The 17,045-nt window shown below is 64.5% G+C and carries 12 protein-coding genes; 3 read left to right on the plus strand and 9 right to left on the minus strand.

The annotated features are described in order from the left end of the window. Window positions 1-39: 39 nt before the first annotated feature. A complete protein-coding gene (locus JQX08_RS07495; protein WP_204915666.1) occupies window positions 40-1,053 on the plus strand; it encodes an AraC family transcriptional regulator in 1,014 nt (337 codons plus the stop codon). A gap of 127 nt (window positions 1,054-1,180) precedes the next feature. Continuing rightward, the gene (locus tag JQX08_RS07500; protein WP_204915667.1) at window positions 1,181-2,323 is read left to right on the plus strand and encodes an acyl-CoA dehydrogenase family protein; all 1,143 of its coding nucleotides are present in this window, start codon (window positions 1,181-1,183) and stop codon (window positions 2,321-2,323) included. Between the two features lie 129 nt (window positions 2,324-2,452). Here JQX08_RS07500 and JQX08_RS07505 read toward each other — a convergent pair whose 3' ends face one another. The 8 genes from JQX08_RS07505 to JQX08_RS07535 all read right to left on the minus strand — a co-directional run bounded on the left by JQX08_RS07505 (window position 2,453) and on the right by JQX08_RS07535 (window position 13,397). Continuing rightward, the gene (locus JQX08_RS07505; RefSeq protein ID WP_204915668.1) at window positions 2,453-4,012 is read right to left on the minus strand and encodes a long-chain-fatty-acid--CoA ligase; all 1,560 of its coding nucleotides are present in this window, start codon (window positions 4,010-4,012) and stop codon (window positions 2,453-2,455) included. A 73-nt stretch (window positions 4,013-4,085) separates the two neighbouring features. After that, the gene (locus JQX08_RS07510) at window positions 4,086-5,702 is read right to left on the minus strand and encodes a GMC family oxidoreductase (protein ID WP_204915669.1); all 1,617 of its coding nucleotides are present in this window, start codon (window positions 5,700-5,702) and stop codon (window positions 4,086-4,088) included. Window positions 5,703-5,713: 11 nt separating this feature from the next. Continuing rightward, window positions 5,714-7,147: a coniferyl aldehyde dehydrogenase gene (locus tag JQX08_RS07515; protein WP_204915670.1), complete on the minus strand. Its 1,434-nt coding sequence runs from the start codon at window positions 7,145-7,147 to the stop codon at window positions 5,714-5,716. 582 nt (window positions 7,148-7,729) lie between these two features. Further along, window positions 7,730-7,861, minus strand: coding sequence for a hypothetical protein (locus JQX08_RS22360; RefSeq protein WP_283246514.1), 132 nt, complete (start codon window positions 7,859-7,861; stop codon window positions 7,730-7,732). 127 nt (window positions 7,862-7,988) lie between these two features. After that, on the minus strand, window positions 7,989-9,980 hold the full coding sequence (locus tag JQX08_RS07520; protein WP_204915671.1) for a hypothetical protein: 1,992 nt from the start codon (window positions 9,978-9,980) through the stop codon (window positions 7,989-7,991). A gap of 274 nt (window positions 9,981-10,254) precedes the next feature. Further along, on the minus strand, window positions 10,255-11,589 hold the full coding sequence (locus tag JQX08_RS07525; RefSeq protein ID WP_204915672.1) for an NtaA/DmoA family FMN-dependent monooxygenase: 1,335 nt from the start codon (window positions 11,587-11,589) through the stop codon (window positions 10,255-10,257). A gap of 59 nt (window positions 11,590-11,648) precedes the next feature. Then, on the minus strand, window positions 11,649-12,317 hold the full coding sequence (locus tag JQX08_RS07530) for a class II aldolase/adducin family protein (protein ID WP_204915673.1): 669 nt from the start codon (window positions 12,315-12,317) through the stop codon (window positions 11,649-11,651). Window positions 12,318-12,344: 27 nt separating this feature from the next. After that, window positions 12,345-13,397 carry an ABC transporter substrate-binding protein gene (locus tag JQX08_RS07535; protein WP_204915674.1) on the minus strand — a complete coding sequence of 351 codons (1,053 nt, stop codon included), beginning with the start codon at window positions 13,395-13,397 and terminating at the stop codon, window positions 12,345-12,347. A 583-nt stretch (window positions 13,398-13,980) separates the two neighbouring features. On the opposite strand from JQX08_RS07535, the gene JQX08_RS07540 reads away from it, so the two are divergent. Beyond that, a complete protein-coding gene (locus tag JQX08_RS07540; RefSeq protein WP_204915675.1) occupies window positions 13,981-16,293 on the plus strand; it encodes a TonB-dependent receptor in 2,313 nt (770 codons plus the stop codon). A gap of 233 nt (window positions 16,294-16,526) precedes the next feature. On the opposite strand, the gene JQX08_RS07545 is transcribed toward JQX08_RS07540, so the two are convergent. Next, window positions 16,527-17,030, minus strand: coding sequence for a DUF1993 domain-containing protein (locus JQX08_RS07545; RefSeq protein ID WP_204915676.1), 504 nt, complete (start codon window positions 17,028-17,030; stop codon window positions 16,527-16,529). Window positions 17,031-17,045: the final 15 nt, after the last annotated feature.

The following is a 17,045-nucleotide window of genomic DNA, read 5'->3' on the forward strand; positions in this document are numbered from 1 at the left end:
CAATGTCCCAGCACCGCAAATGCATTGCAGAATCCACTAATGTCGACCCCTACTCCCGTTGTCTTCGCCGCCGTGTTCGTCTCCTCCCTGCTGGCTGCGGCCCGCGAGCAGGGCTACGCGATTGAAGGCTTTCTGCGCGAGGCCGGCATCGACCCGCAGCAGCCGCAAGACCTCGATCACCACGTCACCGTCGACCAGTACGCCGCTCTGCTGCGCAGGACCATTGCCGGGCTCGACGACGAAGGCGTGGCGATGTTCTCGCGCAAACTGCGGCGCGGCAGTTTCGCGCTGATGGTGCGCTCGGCCCTGACGGGCGGAACCTTGGTCGGCGGGCTGTACGAGTTCACCCACACGCTGCGACTGCTGCAGGACGACCTCAACCCCGTGCTGCTGGACGACGGCCACCGCGTGCGGGTCGAATTGCGTTTCAGCAATCCACAAATGCAGGCTCGGCAGTTCGCTCATGAACTGATTCTGCGCCAGCTGTGGCGCTTCATGACCTGGCTGGAGGGCGGAAACCTGCGCCCGGTGGGCGTTGACTTGCAGTTTCCGCGCCCCGACTACGCCGGCGACTACCAGAAAATCTTCCCTACCGAGGTCCGCTTCAGCACCCCCCACTCGGCGGTCTGGTTCGATTCGCAAGCCCTGCAGGCCCCGGTGCGCAGAGACAGCAGCCACCTTGACGCCTACCTGGACAAGTCGCTGCTCGACCTGCTGGTGCCTGCCATCCCGGCGCGTGTCGGCGACCGGGTGCGCGCCTACCTGCAGGAGGAGCGCGCCCTCCACGCGACCTGGCCGGACCTCGAGCAGACCAGCGCCGCCCTGCATTGCTCGGCGAGTTCGTTGCAGCGTCACCTAGCCCAGGAAGGCGCCTCGTTCCAGAACATCCGCGACAGCCTGCGCCGCGATTGGGCGATCTATCGCCTACAGACCACCAAGCTGCCCATCCCGGTGCTCGCCGAGGAGCTCGGCTTCGCCGACAGCGCTAGCTTTCAGCGCGCCTTCAAGCGCTGGACCGGCCAGCCGCCAGGGCAGGTGCGCAAGGGCCTCTGACCGCCTGAGGTAGATGGCAATTGCTTTGCGGCAAATAGCTATTTGCGCGCGCCAGCACAAGCCATAGGCTCGCCCACGACACGCCCCTCCCCAGTGGCGCCGACATGATTCGTGGAGATCGAACCCTATGCTGCCCCAACTGCACCAACATGCCTGGATGGACTCGGACATCGAGACCTACCGCGACCAGCTGCGTCGCTACATCGCTAACGAGATGACCCCGCACAACGATCGCTGGCGCGAGCAGGGCCACGTCCCGCGCGAGGTCTGGCAGGGCTTCGGGGCAATGGGCTTCCTGTTACCTGAGATCGGTGAGGAATACGGCGGCGCCGGCGCCCCGCTGTCCTATCAGTTGGTCGCCGTGGAAGAACTCGGCCGCGCCGGCTTGCCGCCAAGCACTGCCGTGCACTCCATTGCCTCCCACTACATACTCGACTACGGCAACGAGGAGCAAAAACAGCAGTGGATTCCGCGCCTGGCCAGCGGCGAACTCTTCGCCGCAATCGCCATGACCGAGCCGGGTTGCGGCTCGGACCTCAAGGCCCTGCGCACCCGTGCTCGCCGCGAAGGCGACGAGTATGTAATCGACGGATCCAAGACCTTCATCACCAACGGTTACAGCGGCAATCTGGTGGTGGTTGCCGTGCGCACCTCGGACGATGGCGCCAAGGGTATTTCGCTGGTGGTGGTCGAGACTGAGAACCTCAAGGGCTTCAGCGTTAACAAGCTGAAGAAGATCGGCCTGCATGGCTCGGACACCTGCGAGCTGTTCTTCGACAGCGTGCGCGTACCGGTGGCCAACCTGCTTGGTCGGGTGGAAGGCAACGGTTTCATTCAGTTGATGAGCCAGCTGGCCTACGAGCGCCTGCTGCTGGCGGCGCCCGCCGTGGCGGTCATCGAGCGGGCCCTGGAGCTGGCCACCGATTACACCAAAGACCGCAAGATGTTCGGCCAGAGCCTGTTCGATCTGCAGAACACCAAATTCAAATTGGCCGAATGCGCCACCATTGCCCACGTCGGCCGCACCTTCATCAACGACTGCATCCAGCGCCTGCTGGACGGAAAACTCGATGCCCAGGCCGCCTATATGGCCAAGCTGTGGTGCACCGATATGCAGTGCAAGGTCACCGATGAGCTGCTGCAGCTATTCGGCGGCTACGGCTACATGGACGAGTATCCGATCGCGCGGCTGTTCGTCGACTCGCGGGTGCAGAAGATCTACGGCGGCGCCAACGAGGTGATGAAGGACCTGATCGCCCGCCAGCTGTAAGCCCTCGCCTGGCGTCCTCGCCCGAGGCGAGGGCGCCAGCAATGCGTAGGATGGGTTGAGCGCAGCGATACCCACACGGCCTGGTTGATGGGTATCGCTGCGCTCAACCCATCCTACGAGCTGCGAACCTCAGCCAACGCGGCGATCGCGGCCGGCCCAGAACTTGTCTCGCAGCGGGTTCTTGATGATCTTGCCGGCGCCGGAGATGGGCAGGCTGTCCAGCACTTCCATGCTGCGTGGGCATTTGTAGTTGGCGATGTGCTGCTTGCAGTGGTCGATCAACGCCTCCAGCTCCAGCGTCATGCCCGGCTTGAGCACCACGCAGGCGTGCACCAGTTCGCCCCAGCGCTCGTCGGGAATACCGATCACCGCGCACTGTTGCACGGCCGGATGCTTGACCGCGACGTTCTCCACTTCCACCGAGTAAACGTTCTCGCCGCCGGTAACAATCATGTCCTTGACCCGGTCGACGATGAAGATGAAGCCGTCCTCGTCCATGTAGGCGCCATCGCCGGTTTGCATCCAACCGTCACGAATCGCGTCTGCCGTGGCCTCCGGCTTGCCCCAGTAGCCCAGCATGATGTTCGGCCCGCGCGCGACGATTTCGCCAATGGTGCCGCGCGGCACCTCGTTGCCTTCGGCGTCGACGATGCACACCTGACTGCACAGGCCAACGCGCCCGGCGGAGCGCAGCTTGCCACTGGCGCGATGCTCGGGGCGGTGGGTCCAGGCCGGGTTGACGGCAACCACTGGCGACATCTCGGTCATGCCGTAGGCCTGCATGAACTCGACGCCCGGCAGCCTGCCGAAGGCGCGGTCGAGCACCGCCTCGGATATTGGCGAGGCGCCGTAAACCACGCTCTTCAGACTGGCCAGGTCGCGCCCCTGCAGGGCCGGCGAATCCACCAGCAACTGGATCATCGTCGGTACCAGCAGCGTGTGCGTGACCCGATGACGCTCGATCACCTCAATCACTGCCTCGGCGGAGAACGCCGGCACCACGGCGTGGGTATTGCCGCAGAGCCAGTGCATGCTGCCGCCGGCCATGTCCGCCAGGTGGAACATCGGCGCGCTATGCAGGTAAACGCCGTCGGCCAGGGTCGGCCCGAGCTCGGCATGCAACGCCAGCGACGAGTAGCCCATGCCGTTGTGGCTGATCATCACGCCCTTGGGAAAGCCGGTGGTGCCGCCGGTGTAGAACACCCCGAGCAGGTCGTCGCCGCGGCGCGCCACGTCGGTCATCGGCGCGTGGTCGGCAATCAGCGCTTCGTAGCTGTGCATTCCCGCCGGGGTGTCGCCTTCGCCGCAGTAGATCACCTGGCGCAGGGTCGAAGCGTCGGCGATGAACGCCTTGGCTAACGGCAGGAAGGCGTCATCGACCAGCAGCATGCTGGATGCCGAATCGTCCAGCGAATAGAGAATCTCGGCGGCGGACCAGCGCGTATTGCACGGGTTCAACACGCCGCCGCCCCACGGCACGGCAAACAGGTACTCCAGATAGCGATCGGAGTTGAGCGACAGCATGGCGATGCGGTCGCCACTGGCCATACCCAGCGCCTGCAGTGCGGCGGCCAGGCGCGCGACACGCTCGCCGAACTCGGCATAGGTGTGGCAGCGCTCGCCGAAGATGGTGGCGAGGCGCTGGGGATGCTGCTGCACGGCACGGTGCAATGCTTGGGTGTAATACATCGAGTCTTCTCTTGTTGGAGTTATTGACTGCTGGGTGGCCGTCCCGCGTCGGCGGGACGCGCTGCTCGCGGGTTCAACCGCGGCGCGCATCCTCCCTGAGCATGGCGGCGGCCTTCTCGCCGATCATGATGGTCGGCGCATTGGTGTTGCCGCCGGGAATGGTCGGCATGACCGAGGCGTCGGCGATGCGCAGGCCCTCGACGCCACGCACACGCAGGCGCGCGTCGACTACCGCCAGCGGGTCGCTGTCCGGGCCCATCTTGCAGGTCCCGACGGGGTGGTACTGGGTATCGGCACGGCGGCGAATGTCTTGCTCGATCTGCTGGTCGTCATTCCAGTCGACGGGGTAGATGAGCTCCGGCTCGAATGGGGTGAAATATTCGGACTCGAGAATCCGTGCCTGGGTCTTCGCGGCCTTGACCAGCAAGTCGATGTCCTCGCGCCGCTCGAAGAAACGCGGGTCAATCACCGGGGCATCGAGCGGATCACTGCTGCGCAGGGTGACGGTGCCGCGGCTTTTCGGCCGCAGCACTTCGATATGGCAGCTGTAACCGTAGCCCCAGTGCAGCTTGCGGCCATGATCGTCGACCACGGCGGTGACGAAGACCATCTGCAGGTCGGGCTTGTCCAGTGCCGGATCGGAGCGCAAGAAGGCGCCGGCTTCGGCGAAGTTGGTGGTCAGCAGGCCGCTGCGCTTGCTCGCCCACTCCACAGCAGCGGCTGCCAGCTTGACGCCTCCGCCAACGGTGAGACCGATGCAGCCCTGCGGGCGATTAGCCTTGTAGGGCACGGTGTAGTCGATGTGATCCTGTAAGTTCTGGCCGACACCGGGCAGGTCCACCCGCAGCGGAATACCCAGCCGTGTCAGTTCTTCGGCCGGGCCGATACCTGAGAGCATCAGCGCCTGCGGCGTTCCGAAGGCGCCAGCGGCGAGGATCACCTCGCGGCGCGCCCGCACCTCCTCGACCTGCTTGCCGTTGTGGTACCGCACGCCGACGCAGCGTTTGCCCTCGAAGATCAGGCTGTGGAACGGCGCATTGAGGAAGAGCTTCAGGTTGCCGCGATCCAGATTCGGCCACAGGTAGCCCTTGGCTGCGCTGCAACGCTCGCCGTCTTTCTGGGTGACCTGGTAGCGGAAACTGCCGTCTTGCTCGCGGCCGTTGTAGTCGTCCGTGCGCGCAATGCCCTGCGCCTCGGCGGCGCCCATGAACACCTCGCACAACGGACTTGGCGACTGCAGCTCGGCAACGTTCAGCGGACCACCGGCGCCGTGGAATTCGCTCTCACCGAAGCGCTCGTTATGCTCGGACTTCTTGAAGTACGGCAGTACCTCGTCGTAGCTCCAGCCGGGATTGCCCAGCTCCGCCCAATGGTCGTAGTCCCAGCGGTGACCCCGCACATAGACCATGCCGTTGATCGAACTCGAACCACCCAGCGTCTTTCCACGCGGCTGGTAGCCCTTGCGGCCGTCTAGCCCTGGTTGCGGCACGGTTTCAAAGGACCAATTGTGAAAACCTTCGCGCATCATCACGACAATGCCCGGCGGCGCCTGGATCAGGACCTTCTTGTCGCTGCCGCCGGCCTCGAGGAGGCATACGCTGACCTCGGCGTCCTCGCTCAGGCGCGCCGCCACCGGACAGCCCCCTGAACCGCCACCGACCACTACGTAATCGAATACCTGCTGACTCATATCGGTTTTCCTCAAGGCTTCACTTTCGGATCGGCGCTACCCAGGTAGAGCTTCAGCGCGAGGTTCTGCGGCCAGCGGCCGTAGGGGGGATGGAACAGTTGGGTGGGAAACCAGGTGCGCCGCTGGAACACCGTGCGCGCGTGGCTGAGTTCGCGAAAGCCTTCCTCGCCATGGTAGTTGCCCATGCCGGAATTACCGACGCCGCCAAACGGCGCGCCGTGATTGAACGCATGCCAGCCCCAGTCGTTGATGGTGACGCCGCCGGAGTGGGTCTGCCGGAGCATCCCCTCGACCGCGTGGGTGTCGGTGGAGAACAGATACAGCGCCAGCGGCCGCTCACCGCGGTTGATGTGGCCGACCACCTCGCTGAGCTGGTCGTAGGCGAGCACCGGCAGCAGCGGGCCGAAGATTTCCTCCTGCATCACGCGCATCTGCGCCGTCACCCCGGTGAGGATGTGCAGCGGCAGGCGGTGCCCGGGCAGCACGTCGCCGCACACGGTGACCTGCGCGCCCTTGGCCCGGGCATCGTCGAGCAGTCCCTGCAGGCGCTGGAACTGACGTTCGTCGATGATCGAGGTGTAGTCGTCGTTGCGCGCCGCCTGGGCGCCGTAGAGCGCCTGGAAGCGCTCGCGCAGGGCGGCGACGAAAGGCTCCAGGCGGGCGCGCGGCACCAGCGCGTAGTCCGGGGCGATGCAGATCTGCCCGCAGTTGGTGCCCTTGCCATGGACGATGCGCTGCGCGGCGTCCACCAGGTTGTAGTCGTCGAGCACCACCGCCGGCGACTTGCCGCCCAGTTCGAGGGTCACCGGCGTCAGGTGGGCAGCGGCGGCGCGCATCACCAGGCGGCCGACGCCCGGCGAGCCGGTGAACACCAGGTGATCGAAGGGCAGCGCCGAAAACAGGCCGGGATCGTCCAGTTCGCCGCCGACAAGCGCGACTTCGTCCTCGTCGAACACCTCGGCCAGCAGGCGCTTGAGCACCGCATTGGTGTGCGGATTGAACTCGGACATTTTGAGCATCACCCGGTTACCCGCCGCGAGCGCGCTGGCGAGGCCGGCGATCCCGATATAGACCGGAAAATTCCAGGCGGAGATGACTCCCACCACGCCCTTGGGCTGGTACTCCACCCACAGCTTGTTGCCCTTGAACAGGAGCTCGGTTGGCCGCGCGCTGGGCTTCATCCAACGCCCCAAATGCTTGAGCGTGTGGTTGATGTGCAGAACGCAGCCCATCAGATCGAGGAATTTAGTGTCGACGGCGGAGCGGTGGCCGAAATCGGCGCTCATCGCCACGACGATGGCGTCCTGGTAGCGCCGAATCTGGGTGCGTAGTGCGCGCAGCTTGGCCTTGCGCTCGGCCAGCGAGGATTGCGGTCGGGCCACAAACGCCTCGCGCTGGATGGCGAACACGCGGGCCACGCGCTGGGCCGCTGTCTCGTGGATCATGCCTCGATTCCTCTCGTCTGAAAGCTGCCGAAATCCGTCGGGATGCGGACAGATTTCGCTGCGAGAGGGAGCGTAGGGGCGGTCCGATTGGGCGCAAATAGCTGAACACCCCAAAGCTATTGCATAACACCTCAGCGGCCGAGCCGTGGCAGGTTTACTTCAGCGGGCCAGAATCGGGGCTGCACGTGATCGGCCACCGACCGACCACCAGTGCCCCGAGGGGAAGCTTGGTAGAAAATGGCACTGGAACCGTCGCGAAGCCGTAAACCTCGACAGTGAATACATTGCTCCGCAGAAGTAGGAGCCCGCACGAGGCGGGCGCCGGGTTGTCGCATTAGTGCTTCTGCTGTTTCGTATTCGCGTCGATCTTCCTGTCCACATCGGACTGGATCTGGTCGATGCTGAAGCTGGCCGGGCCCGCTGTCCACTCGGTAGCTGTCCCATCATGCTGTTCGCCCCCGCGCTCGCTAACAGCGTAATTCTGTCGGCGACGTGGGGGGGCAGCTACTTTTTCAACAGAGTCGGCCGAAAGCGGTCGGACGCTGAGGGGAGGGCGGAGCAGTCTGCGCCGCTCCGCAGGGCTCAGGCGTTGCGCGGGTCGCGGCGGTTGGTGGGGCGGTCGAGGCCGAGGTTGTCGCGGTAGGTGTCGGCGCTGTACTCGGTGCGGAGGATGCCGCGCCGCTGTAGACCCTTCACTACCCGGCGGGTGCGCACGGAGCGGGGACAGATCTATTTCTTTAGAGAGATGAAAGTAAATCCGTCCCCTTTTTACATTTCAGTTCTTTTCTCGTGCATTGGTGGCAGAAAAAGTTGAGTCCCCGCAGTGGCGGGGCTGTTTCGCTTACCAATCTGGATGGCTTTCAGGTACGCCTGTGCGCCACGGCGGTAGCTTCGAATGGCAATGGAAGAACGTGGACTCTCCAACAGCGGGCGAATCCCCTTCGCCTTTCGGGCAACCCGCTATGTCTAGCGCGATCTTCAGCGTTCCGTAAGTGCCAGTTTTGGCGTTTGGCCCCCAGCACCTGAACCTGCCCGCTATGGGTTGGTTGCACCACGCGAATGTCTCGTCGTCGCTGGTGCTGGCTTTGCCTGGCGAGTTCTGCGATCCACTTCCTGATCCGCCGGAAACGCCTGAGCCTTCCGAACTTCCCGAGCCTGAACCTTTCCGGCTTTTGGATGAAGAGCGCGAGGACTCAGCTTTCCCATCTCCGCTGCCACCTGCAGCGGCCAGACGCTTGGCCTCTACCTCTTCGGCGCGAGTCTGCGGGCAAGTCGGCCAGTGGGCGGGGCCTTCATCACCCGGGCGATTGCACAGGCGGACCTTGCCTCGCGCCATATTGTCCGCGGCGGGTGCTGCATCCGGCAGATTCGCCGACGGCGTGATGCTGTTGGTTGCCGTACTCAGCTGAATTTTCGAGGGCAGAATCTTGTTGGTGCCGGCTTGTTGCTTCCTCTGCGCTTGCCGCTGCTGCAGCCCCTGCTGCACCTCTGCCAGTTGTGCAAGCGTCGCTTGGTCGCCACCACCTTCGCTGACCAACTGCTGAGTCTGGGCGAGGGCGGCGGCAACCGTGGCATCTTGTTGGGCTTCTTCATCTGAAGAGTCGGAAGAGACTTCCGCGTAGGTCTCTTCTGCTTCAGCTTCTTGGGCGGCATATGCCTGTTGGGCCTGAGCCGCCTGGGCGGTGTAGGCAATGCTGTTGAGCAACGCGTCTTGCGATGCCTGCGCCGCCTGCGCGTCGGCAACGCCTGCTGCCATACCTTGGCTCAAGCCAGTCATGACGGCGTTGAACATGGCGGCGTTGTTCGAACTGCTTTCTGCGCTTAGCCGTTCAGCCTCCCGCGCTTGCCGGGCCTTTTCTTCAGCGTATGCCTGCTGATCCGTTCGGTACTCGCTCCACAATTGGTCTCCGCTTGCGCCGGTCGCTGCGAAGATTTTGTAGGCCACATCGTCGTATCCGCCCACTCGAATGACCTCGTAATCGCTTTCCAGAGTGAACAGGTAAGCAGAGCCTTTCGGTGTGAGGATCTTGTCATCCCAACCGACAATGAGGGCTTCTTCGCCGACGGTATTCAGGTACCAGCAGTTGGAGTTTTCAGAGACGTGACACTCGGTGACCACAACGACCTTTTCGCCTTTGCGCGCCGGGAGCGAGTAAAGGTGATAGCGAGCGCCGTGCCATGCCGTCAGGCTCCGAGCATCGAGAACGGCATCCGTCTTCTCGCCGTAGGTGAGCGCCTTCACTCCACTAGGCGTGGATGCAGGACGGGAGGGTGAAGCCATGGTGGATGGTGCCGCGCTTGAAGCGACAGCTGGGGCAGTGCCAGAAGAGGTGAACGTCACCGAGGAGTCGACGCTAGCTACGACATCCCCACTCAGTGTCACTCCCTCACGCACGAGTGCTCCGGCGCTCGTGCGTTGAATGCGAAATGGGTGTTTGACGAAGGCGTTCAGTGCAAACGTCGCGGTGTCCGTCCCTTCCATTTTGCCGTCCCACTTCACGCCGCCAGGAATCCAATACGTCAGCTCACCAGGCCTCGAGCCTGGCAGGATCGTGTTCGTGGTAAGCAACTGGCCCGAGTACGGATGGCGGATTTCTTCGGCCAGAACCATGTCCTGTACCACCCACCGATATGACAGGGAGTGCTGGTCTGGTGCGGTCCAAGACGTCCCGGCCAAGTCCCGATAGGGCCCCCAGATCTGCTCTTTGCTCAGCGTGCTGTTGATCGCCCACTGAGGCTGACTGGCCGGAACGAAAGGGGTGGTGCTGCAGCCTGTGAGTGCCAGCCCGAGTGCGAAAGTTACGGCTACCAGCCGAATGAATTGCTTGGTCATTTCCCCTGCCGCCCTCGTGGGCAATCTAGTGTAGGTATCGAGATCGTACGCAGCGGCCGGGAACGGCGCGTCATTCAGTTGAATGAATCGTGGCCCAATGCCATCTGCGGCCGGCGATGATCAGGACTCGAGGTTCGCAGGTAAAGCGTCAGCAGACAGTTGGTTACGGTTGTGGTTTCCGCGTACGGAGTTGGCAGGCGAACCCATCGAGCAGCAGTGCCGCCCGAGCGGCCGCTGAGGGGAGGGCGGAGCGGCCTGCGCCGCTCCGCAGGGCTCAGGCGTTGCGCGGGTCGCGGCGGTTGGTGGGGCGGTCGAGGCCCAGGTTGTCGCGGTAGGTGCCGGCGCTGTACTCGGTGCGAAAGATGCCGCGTCGCTGCAGCTCCGGCACCACCAGGCGGGTGAAGTCCGCGAAGCCTTGCGGCAGGTACGGCGGCACCACGTTGAAGCCGTCCGCGCCGCGTTCGACGAACCATTGCTCGATCAGGTCGGCGACGGTCTTCACCGAGCCGATGGCCTGCAGGTGGCCGCGCGAGACGCGGAAGCGCAGCACCAGTTGGCGGATCGACAGGTTCTCGCGGCGCGCCAGTTCGAGCTGCTGGCGGAAGCGGCCCTTGCCGTTGGCGTCCTCCTGGTAGGGCAGGTCGGGCAGCGGGCCATCCACCGGGTAACCGGACAGGTCGAAGCCGCCGAACGACACGTTGCTGATGTCGACCAGCTCCTGCAGCTCGCCGAAGCGGTCCTGCGCTTCCTGATCGGACTCGCCGACCACCACCGACAGGCCGGGGGTGATCTTCAGCTGGTCCTCGGCGCGCCCGTACTTGGCCATGCGGCCCTTCACGTCGCAGTAGAAGGCTTGCGCCACGTCGAGTGACTGCGCCGAGCAATAGGTCATCTCGGCAACCCGTGCGGCGAACTCGCGGCCGGTCTCTGAGTTGCCGGCCTGGACGAACACCGGGTAGCCCTGCAACGGCCGCGGGAAATCCAGCAGGCCGGCGGACTCGAAGTGCTCGCCCTGGTGACGCACCGGGTGTGCGGCGTGCGGGTCGTAGAACTGCCCGAGGTCGCGGCGCGGGTGGTCGAAGGCATCGTCGTCCCAGCTGTCCCACAGCGCCTTGGTCAGTTCGATGAACTCGGCGGCGCGCGCGTAGCGCTGCTCGTGAGTCGGTTCCTGGTGGATGCCGAAGTTCTGCGCGGTGTGCGCGCCGAACGACGACACCACGTTCCAGCCGGCGCGCCCGCCGGAGAGGTGGTCGAGCGAGGCGAACTTGCGCGCCACGTGGTAAGGGTGGTCGAAGTTGGTGTTGACCGTCGCCACCAGGCCGATGTGCCGGGTCACCGCGGCGAGCGCGGAGAGCAGGGTGAACGGCTCGAACTGGTAGTTCGGCGCCGCGCGCCCGGTCTGCGCGTTGATCTCGCCGGAACGGCCGATGAAGTCGGCCATGAAGAAGGTGTGGAACTTGGCCTGTTCGGCCAGCTTGGCGGCCTCGATGTACCAGTGCAGGTTCGGCCGGCCGTCGTCGGTGGAGCTCGGGTGGCGCCACGCCTCGGGATGGTGGCCGAAGCGGTGGAGAAAAATGTTCAGCACCAATTGGCGCTTTTGTTCGCTCACGGAAGGGTGTCCTCAACGGGTGACGGCAGCGGCCACGATGGCCTCGGCCCGGGGAAGGCTCAGCCTTCGTAGTTCTTGGCTTGTTCCAGCAGACCGGTGCGTTTCCACTGCAGCTCTAGCGCGCCGGGGGTGTACACCTGGGCGCCGCCGATCTGCTCGGCGATGGCCTGGAAGCGCGCGGCTTCCTCGACGAACAGGATGGTTTCCGAGGTCTTGAGGATGCCCTTGCCCCAGAAGTTGGCGCCGCCGTTGGACTCCAGCAGGGCCGGTGGCGGGGCCAGTTCGGGGTGCTTGTCGAGGCGTTCGCCGATCACCTCGAGCACGCTGCGGGTGCGCTCCAGATGGTTGGGGATGGTGCGTGCCAGCAGGTGGCGGGCGGCGGCGACGTAGAGGATCGGGAACTCCTTGTGCGCCAGCGACCAGGCGGACAGCCAGGCGGTGTGCACATGGATCACTGTGTCGGCTTCCAGGCGCGACTCGTGGAGGATCAAGCCGCTGTTTTCGGCGAACGACGCCACGCTGATCTTCGGCGCCTGGTCGCGGGCCAGGCCGCCGGGGAAGCGGATCGCCAGCAAGTGGTCGGTGCCCGGAATGCGGTGCGAGATGTGGAAGGTCAGGCTGGCGGACAGCGTGCCGTTGGCGCGCAGCGTGTCGAAGGCGTGCACGGCGTCGGCGCGCGCCTGTTCGATGTAGGCGACCAGCTCGGCGTCGTTGGTGATATCGGTCATGACAAGGTTCCTCGGGGATGTGAAGGGTCAGGCGGCGGCTTGCGCGCGCTCCTGCTCGACCAGCTTGCGGGCCTGCGCCAGTGGCTCGTGGACGACCCAGTCGTTCACGTCGAAGTCGTGCTTGAGGTAGCCCCAGTCGCGCAGGAAGTTCTTCTGGGTGGTCAGGCCGTCGATGTAGGCCTGGGTCAGCTTGGGCGTGAACGACAGGTGCACGTCGGCACCGTGCGCGGCGAATACGTCGGCTACGTTGGCGCCGCGGCTTTCCGGCAGCAGCAGCTGGGCCACTTCGTTGCGGTTGTGCGCCGCCCACTCGGCGGTGCGCAGCAGCACGGCGAGGTAGCGCACCACCACCTCGGGATGTTTCTCCAGGAACGCGCGGTCGACGGTGATCGGCCGCGGCGTGCCGTTGCCGACGCGCAGCAGCGGGTCGGACAGCTCGTTGAGGTTGAGCAACTGGCGCAGGTGCGGCTGCTGGGCGACCCGGTAGCCACGCGCGAAGCGGATGAAGATGGCGTCCACCTCGCCACGCTCGAGCGCTGCTACGGCCACGTCGGGGCGCTCTTCGGGCTCGCGGCGCGGGCCGTCGTGCATGTCGTAGCTGGGCGCCTCGAGATCGACCAGGATGGCGTCGGCGGTGCTCAGGCCGACCAGCGACAGGGCGGTGGCGAAGCCGTGCTGGGCCGCGCCGCGCTGGAAGTCGATGACCGCGCCCTTGTGCAGCGGGATGCCCAGGCGCTTGCCCTTGAGGTCGGCGAGGTCATGGATGGCGCTGTCGGCGCGCACCAGGATGCCCTGGTACTCGTCGAGCCAGGTGATGCCGAGTACCACGGTGTCCTGGCCGCTGCCCTTGGCCCAGATCGGCGGGATGTTGCCGCCTTCGCGGAACATGCCGCTCTGGCCGTGGTGGTAGTGCGAGTTGCGCACCTCCAGGCTGGTCGAATCGCGCAGCGAGTGCAGCACGGTGCCGGGCTGGGCGAACTCTTCCTGCAGCCAGTTCTTGCGGATCGCCAGGGCGGAAGCGGTGGCGGCGCCGCAGCGGGTGTACCAGAGCTGGACGGGTTGTGCCGAAGTGGATGGCATGACAAGACCCTCGAAGTAGGTGAATTGGTGGCATGGCGGAAAGAGCAGCTTCCATGCCAGCAACTTCGCAGGACAGTAATGAGCGGGTGAAGTTGTCGCTCGAAGTGCTGATGGTTATTGATATGCAAGTGTTTTTATCGCGTGGCTGGCGCTTGCTAGGCGGCAATTAAGTACGTCGAAAAGTTGCCTGTTGAGTAGGCATTTGCTGGGTGGCGAGCAGCATTGCTGGCGGGCTGCTGCTGGCTCAGCAGTCATCGCAAAGTCAGGCTTGGCACTAGGCGTAGAGCGGTTTTTGGCGGGTTGTTGTCGGAGCAGCTATCGGCCAGCAGTTTTGTGTTCGTTGATCAGCAAAGTGCTTTTGAATTTGTAATGCTGCAACGCTGTAATTGTTATCTAAGTTGTTTGAATTATTTACCTTTTAAGTGGCTGGCATAGTTGTTGCGCTTTTGTTCTCGACGGCAAGTCATGAACCTGCGTGCAGAGATCTGGCATTCTTAAAAGGGAACTAATGATGTTGTATCGCGCTCTTCCGGCTGTATTAACGACCGCTTCGCCAACTTACTTTTTCTGGCCGCGCAAACGCTTGGCGGCAGCGATCTCCCGCGCCTGCCTGACCGGTCTGGCCACCGGCCTGATTGCCGGTGGCGCCTGGGCCACGGAGCCGCCGACCGGCAAGCGGGACGGCAACCAGGAGGGCCAGCTGGAGACCGTGGTGGTGACCGCCTCCAAGCGCGCCGAGAAGGTCCAGGACGTGCCGATCCCGATCACCGCGGTGACCGGTGAAGCGGTGCGCGACAAGAACATCACCACCTCGTCGGACATCGAGCGACTGGCGCCGAACCTGTCCGCGCAGTCGAGCGGCAACACCGGCGGACGCTCCGGCAAGCCGCGCTGGTTCCTGCGCGGCATCGGCACCAACGACCCGAACGCCAACCAGGAAGGCCCACTGGCCATCTATGTCGACGAAGTGGTGGTCGGCCTGCAGGGCGACCAGAGCTTCCCGCTGTTCGACCTCGACCGCGTCGAGGTGCTGCGCGGCCCGCAGGGCACCCTATGGGGCAAGAACAACACCGGCGGGGCGATTCATTTCGTCTCGCGCAAACCGACCTTCGACACCAACGGCTACACCAAGCTCGGCGTCGGCGATTACGGCAGCCGCCTCACCGAGGCGGCGGTCGGCGGCACGCTGGTGCCGGAGAAGCTGGCAGGCCGTGCGGCGATCTACTACGAGAAGGGCGAGGGCTGGGCGGAGAGCGTGATCACCGGTACCACCGGGCCGCGCTTCGAGGACTTCAACGGGCGCTTCCAGTTGCTCGGCAACCTGACCGACAACCTCGACGCGCTGCTGATCCTCAACCTGCGCAAGTTGAACACCGGCAACACGCCGAACTACATCGTCGGCGCCACCAGCGTGAACAACGTGACCACGCCGAATCCCGGCGGCGGCATCAGCCAGGGCGGCACCACCTACTTGCCGCCGTACGGCGACGATCCGGACAACACCAGCGACTTCTTCAGCACCTTGGCCAACAGCTCGAACAACTGGTACGGCAGCACCCTCAAGCTCAACTGGTACCTGGGCGAGAACACCCTGACCTCGATCACCGGTCTCAACAAGGGCAACGGCGACACCTGGCTGAACCCGCAGATTCCGCCGGGCAGCACGCTGGACAAGACCGCCTCGGACGGCGACACCTCGTCTGATCAGTTCACCCAGGAGATCCGCCTCAGCTCACCGACCGACCGTGCCTTGAGCTGGATCGCCGGCGCCTACTACTACGACCTGCAGGCCGACTCGGCGACCGACACCCTGCGCTACCGCAGCGGCAACACCCAGGAGCAGTTCTCGGTGGCTTCGTGGGACCAGGACGCGAAGAGCTGGGCACTGTTCGGCAACGTGAAGTACCGCTTCACCGACCGCGCGGCGGTCACCCTCGGCCTGCGCCAGACCTGGGAAACCAAGGACATCACCGAGACCACGCTGACCGCCACCGACACCGCCGGCAACCAGAACATCGTGATCATCGGCCCCGGTGGCATCAACTCGGTGCGCGGCTCCGGGGTGGTCGCGCCGCAGGAGCTGAGCACCGACGCGAGCTGGACCAAGACCACCTGGGACATCACCCCGGAATACCGCTTCACCGACGACATCCTCGGCTACATCCGCATCGCCACCGGCTTCCGCTCCGGCGGCTTCAACCAGTCGATCGTGCGTGGCGAGATCATCGAGACCGATCCGGAAACTCTCACCGACTACGAGGTCGGTCTGAAGACCTCGTGGCTGGACGGGCGCTTGACCGCCAACCTCTCGGCGTTCTACTACGACATCAAGGACCTGCAGCTGAACATCCAGCAGCAGGTGCCCGGCACCACCATCACCAGCACCGCCGGCTCGTCGGACGGCAACGTCAAGGGCGTCGAGCTCGAAGTGCAGGCGCTGCCGCTGGAGAACTGGCGCCTGGCCGCGAGCCTCGGCCTGCTGAAAAGCGAGTACACCGACTTCGTCTACACGGTCGGGCCGACCACCCTGGATGCCAGCGGCAACGACTTCTACCGCACCCCGGAAACCTCGTTCCGCCTGGACACCGATTACCGCATCCGTCTCGGCGACTTCGGCCAGCTGCTGCTCGGCACCGACTGGTCGTACCGCAGCCACATCTACCACAACGCCACAGTGCAGGATGACCCGGTGCAGGAAACTGGGGACTACTGGAACGGCAACGCGCGGATCAGCTACTTCACCCCGGACAACCAGCTGCAACTGACCGGCTTCGTGAAGAACGTCACCGATCAGTCGAATAAGGTGCTGTCGCAGATCGTCAACCAGCGCGGCGTGTATCCCACCGGCTATGTGGCGCCACGGACCTACGGGGTGCAGCTCACCTACAACTTCTGAGGCGCGGTTATGGGACGACTCGTCGTTCCGTTCCCCACAAAAAAGCCCTCATGACGAGGGCTTTTTTGTGGCTGGTGGGCAAGCAGAACTACGTCTGCATGTAGGAGCGGATTCATCCGCGATGGCGGCTACCGAGAATCGCGAATGAATTCGCTCCTACACAAGCGCGCAGGACGGGTCGCTGATTTGTCGGGTGGCCAACCGCGCAGCGTTTTTCACCGGACAGGCCGCGATCAGGCGCCGAGGAAGTCGCGCTTGCCCAGCTCCACACCGTTGTGGCGGAGGATGTTGTAGGTGGTGGTGAGGTGGAAGTACAGGTTTGGCACGGCGAAGCCGAACAGGAAGTCCTGGCCGTTGAAGGTCACTTCGCGGTCGCGCAGCTTGAGCGTTACGCTGCGGGTTTCCGCGCCTTCGAACTGGGCGGCGTCGAGGCCGTCGATGAACGCCAGGGTCTTGGCGATGCGCTCCTGCAACTCGGCGAAGCTGGTCTCCACATCGGGGTAGCTCGGCACGTCAACGCCGGCCAGGCGCGCGGCGCCGCCCTTGGCGGCGTCCGAGGCGATCTGTACCTGGCGCACCAGCGGGAACATGTCCGGCGCCAGGCGCGCGTTGAGGAACACGCTCGGGTCGATCTGCTTGGCCTCGGCGTGGGCGGCGCCCTTGGCGAGGATCGCGGCGAGGCTGGTCAGGGTACGGCGGAAGGTCGGGATGGAGGCTTGGTACATCGACAGGGACATGGTGCAGGCTCCGGC

The sequence above is a fragment of the Zestomonas insulae genome, assembly GCF_016901015.1.
GTDB classification, from domain to species: domain Bacteria; phylum Pseudomonadota; class Gammaproteobacteria; order Pseudomonadales; family Pseudomonadaceae; genus Aquipseudomonas; species Aquipseudomonas insulae.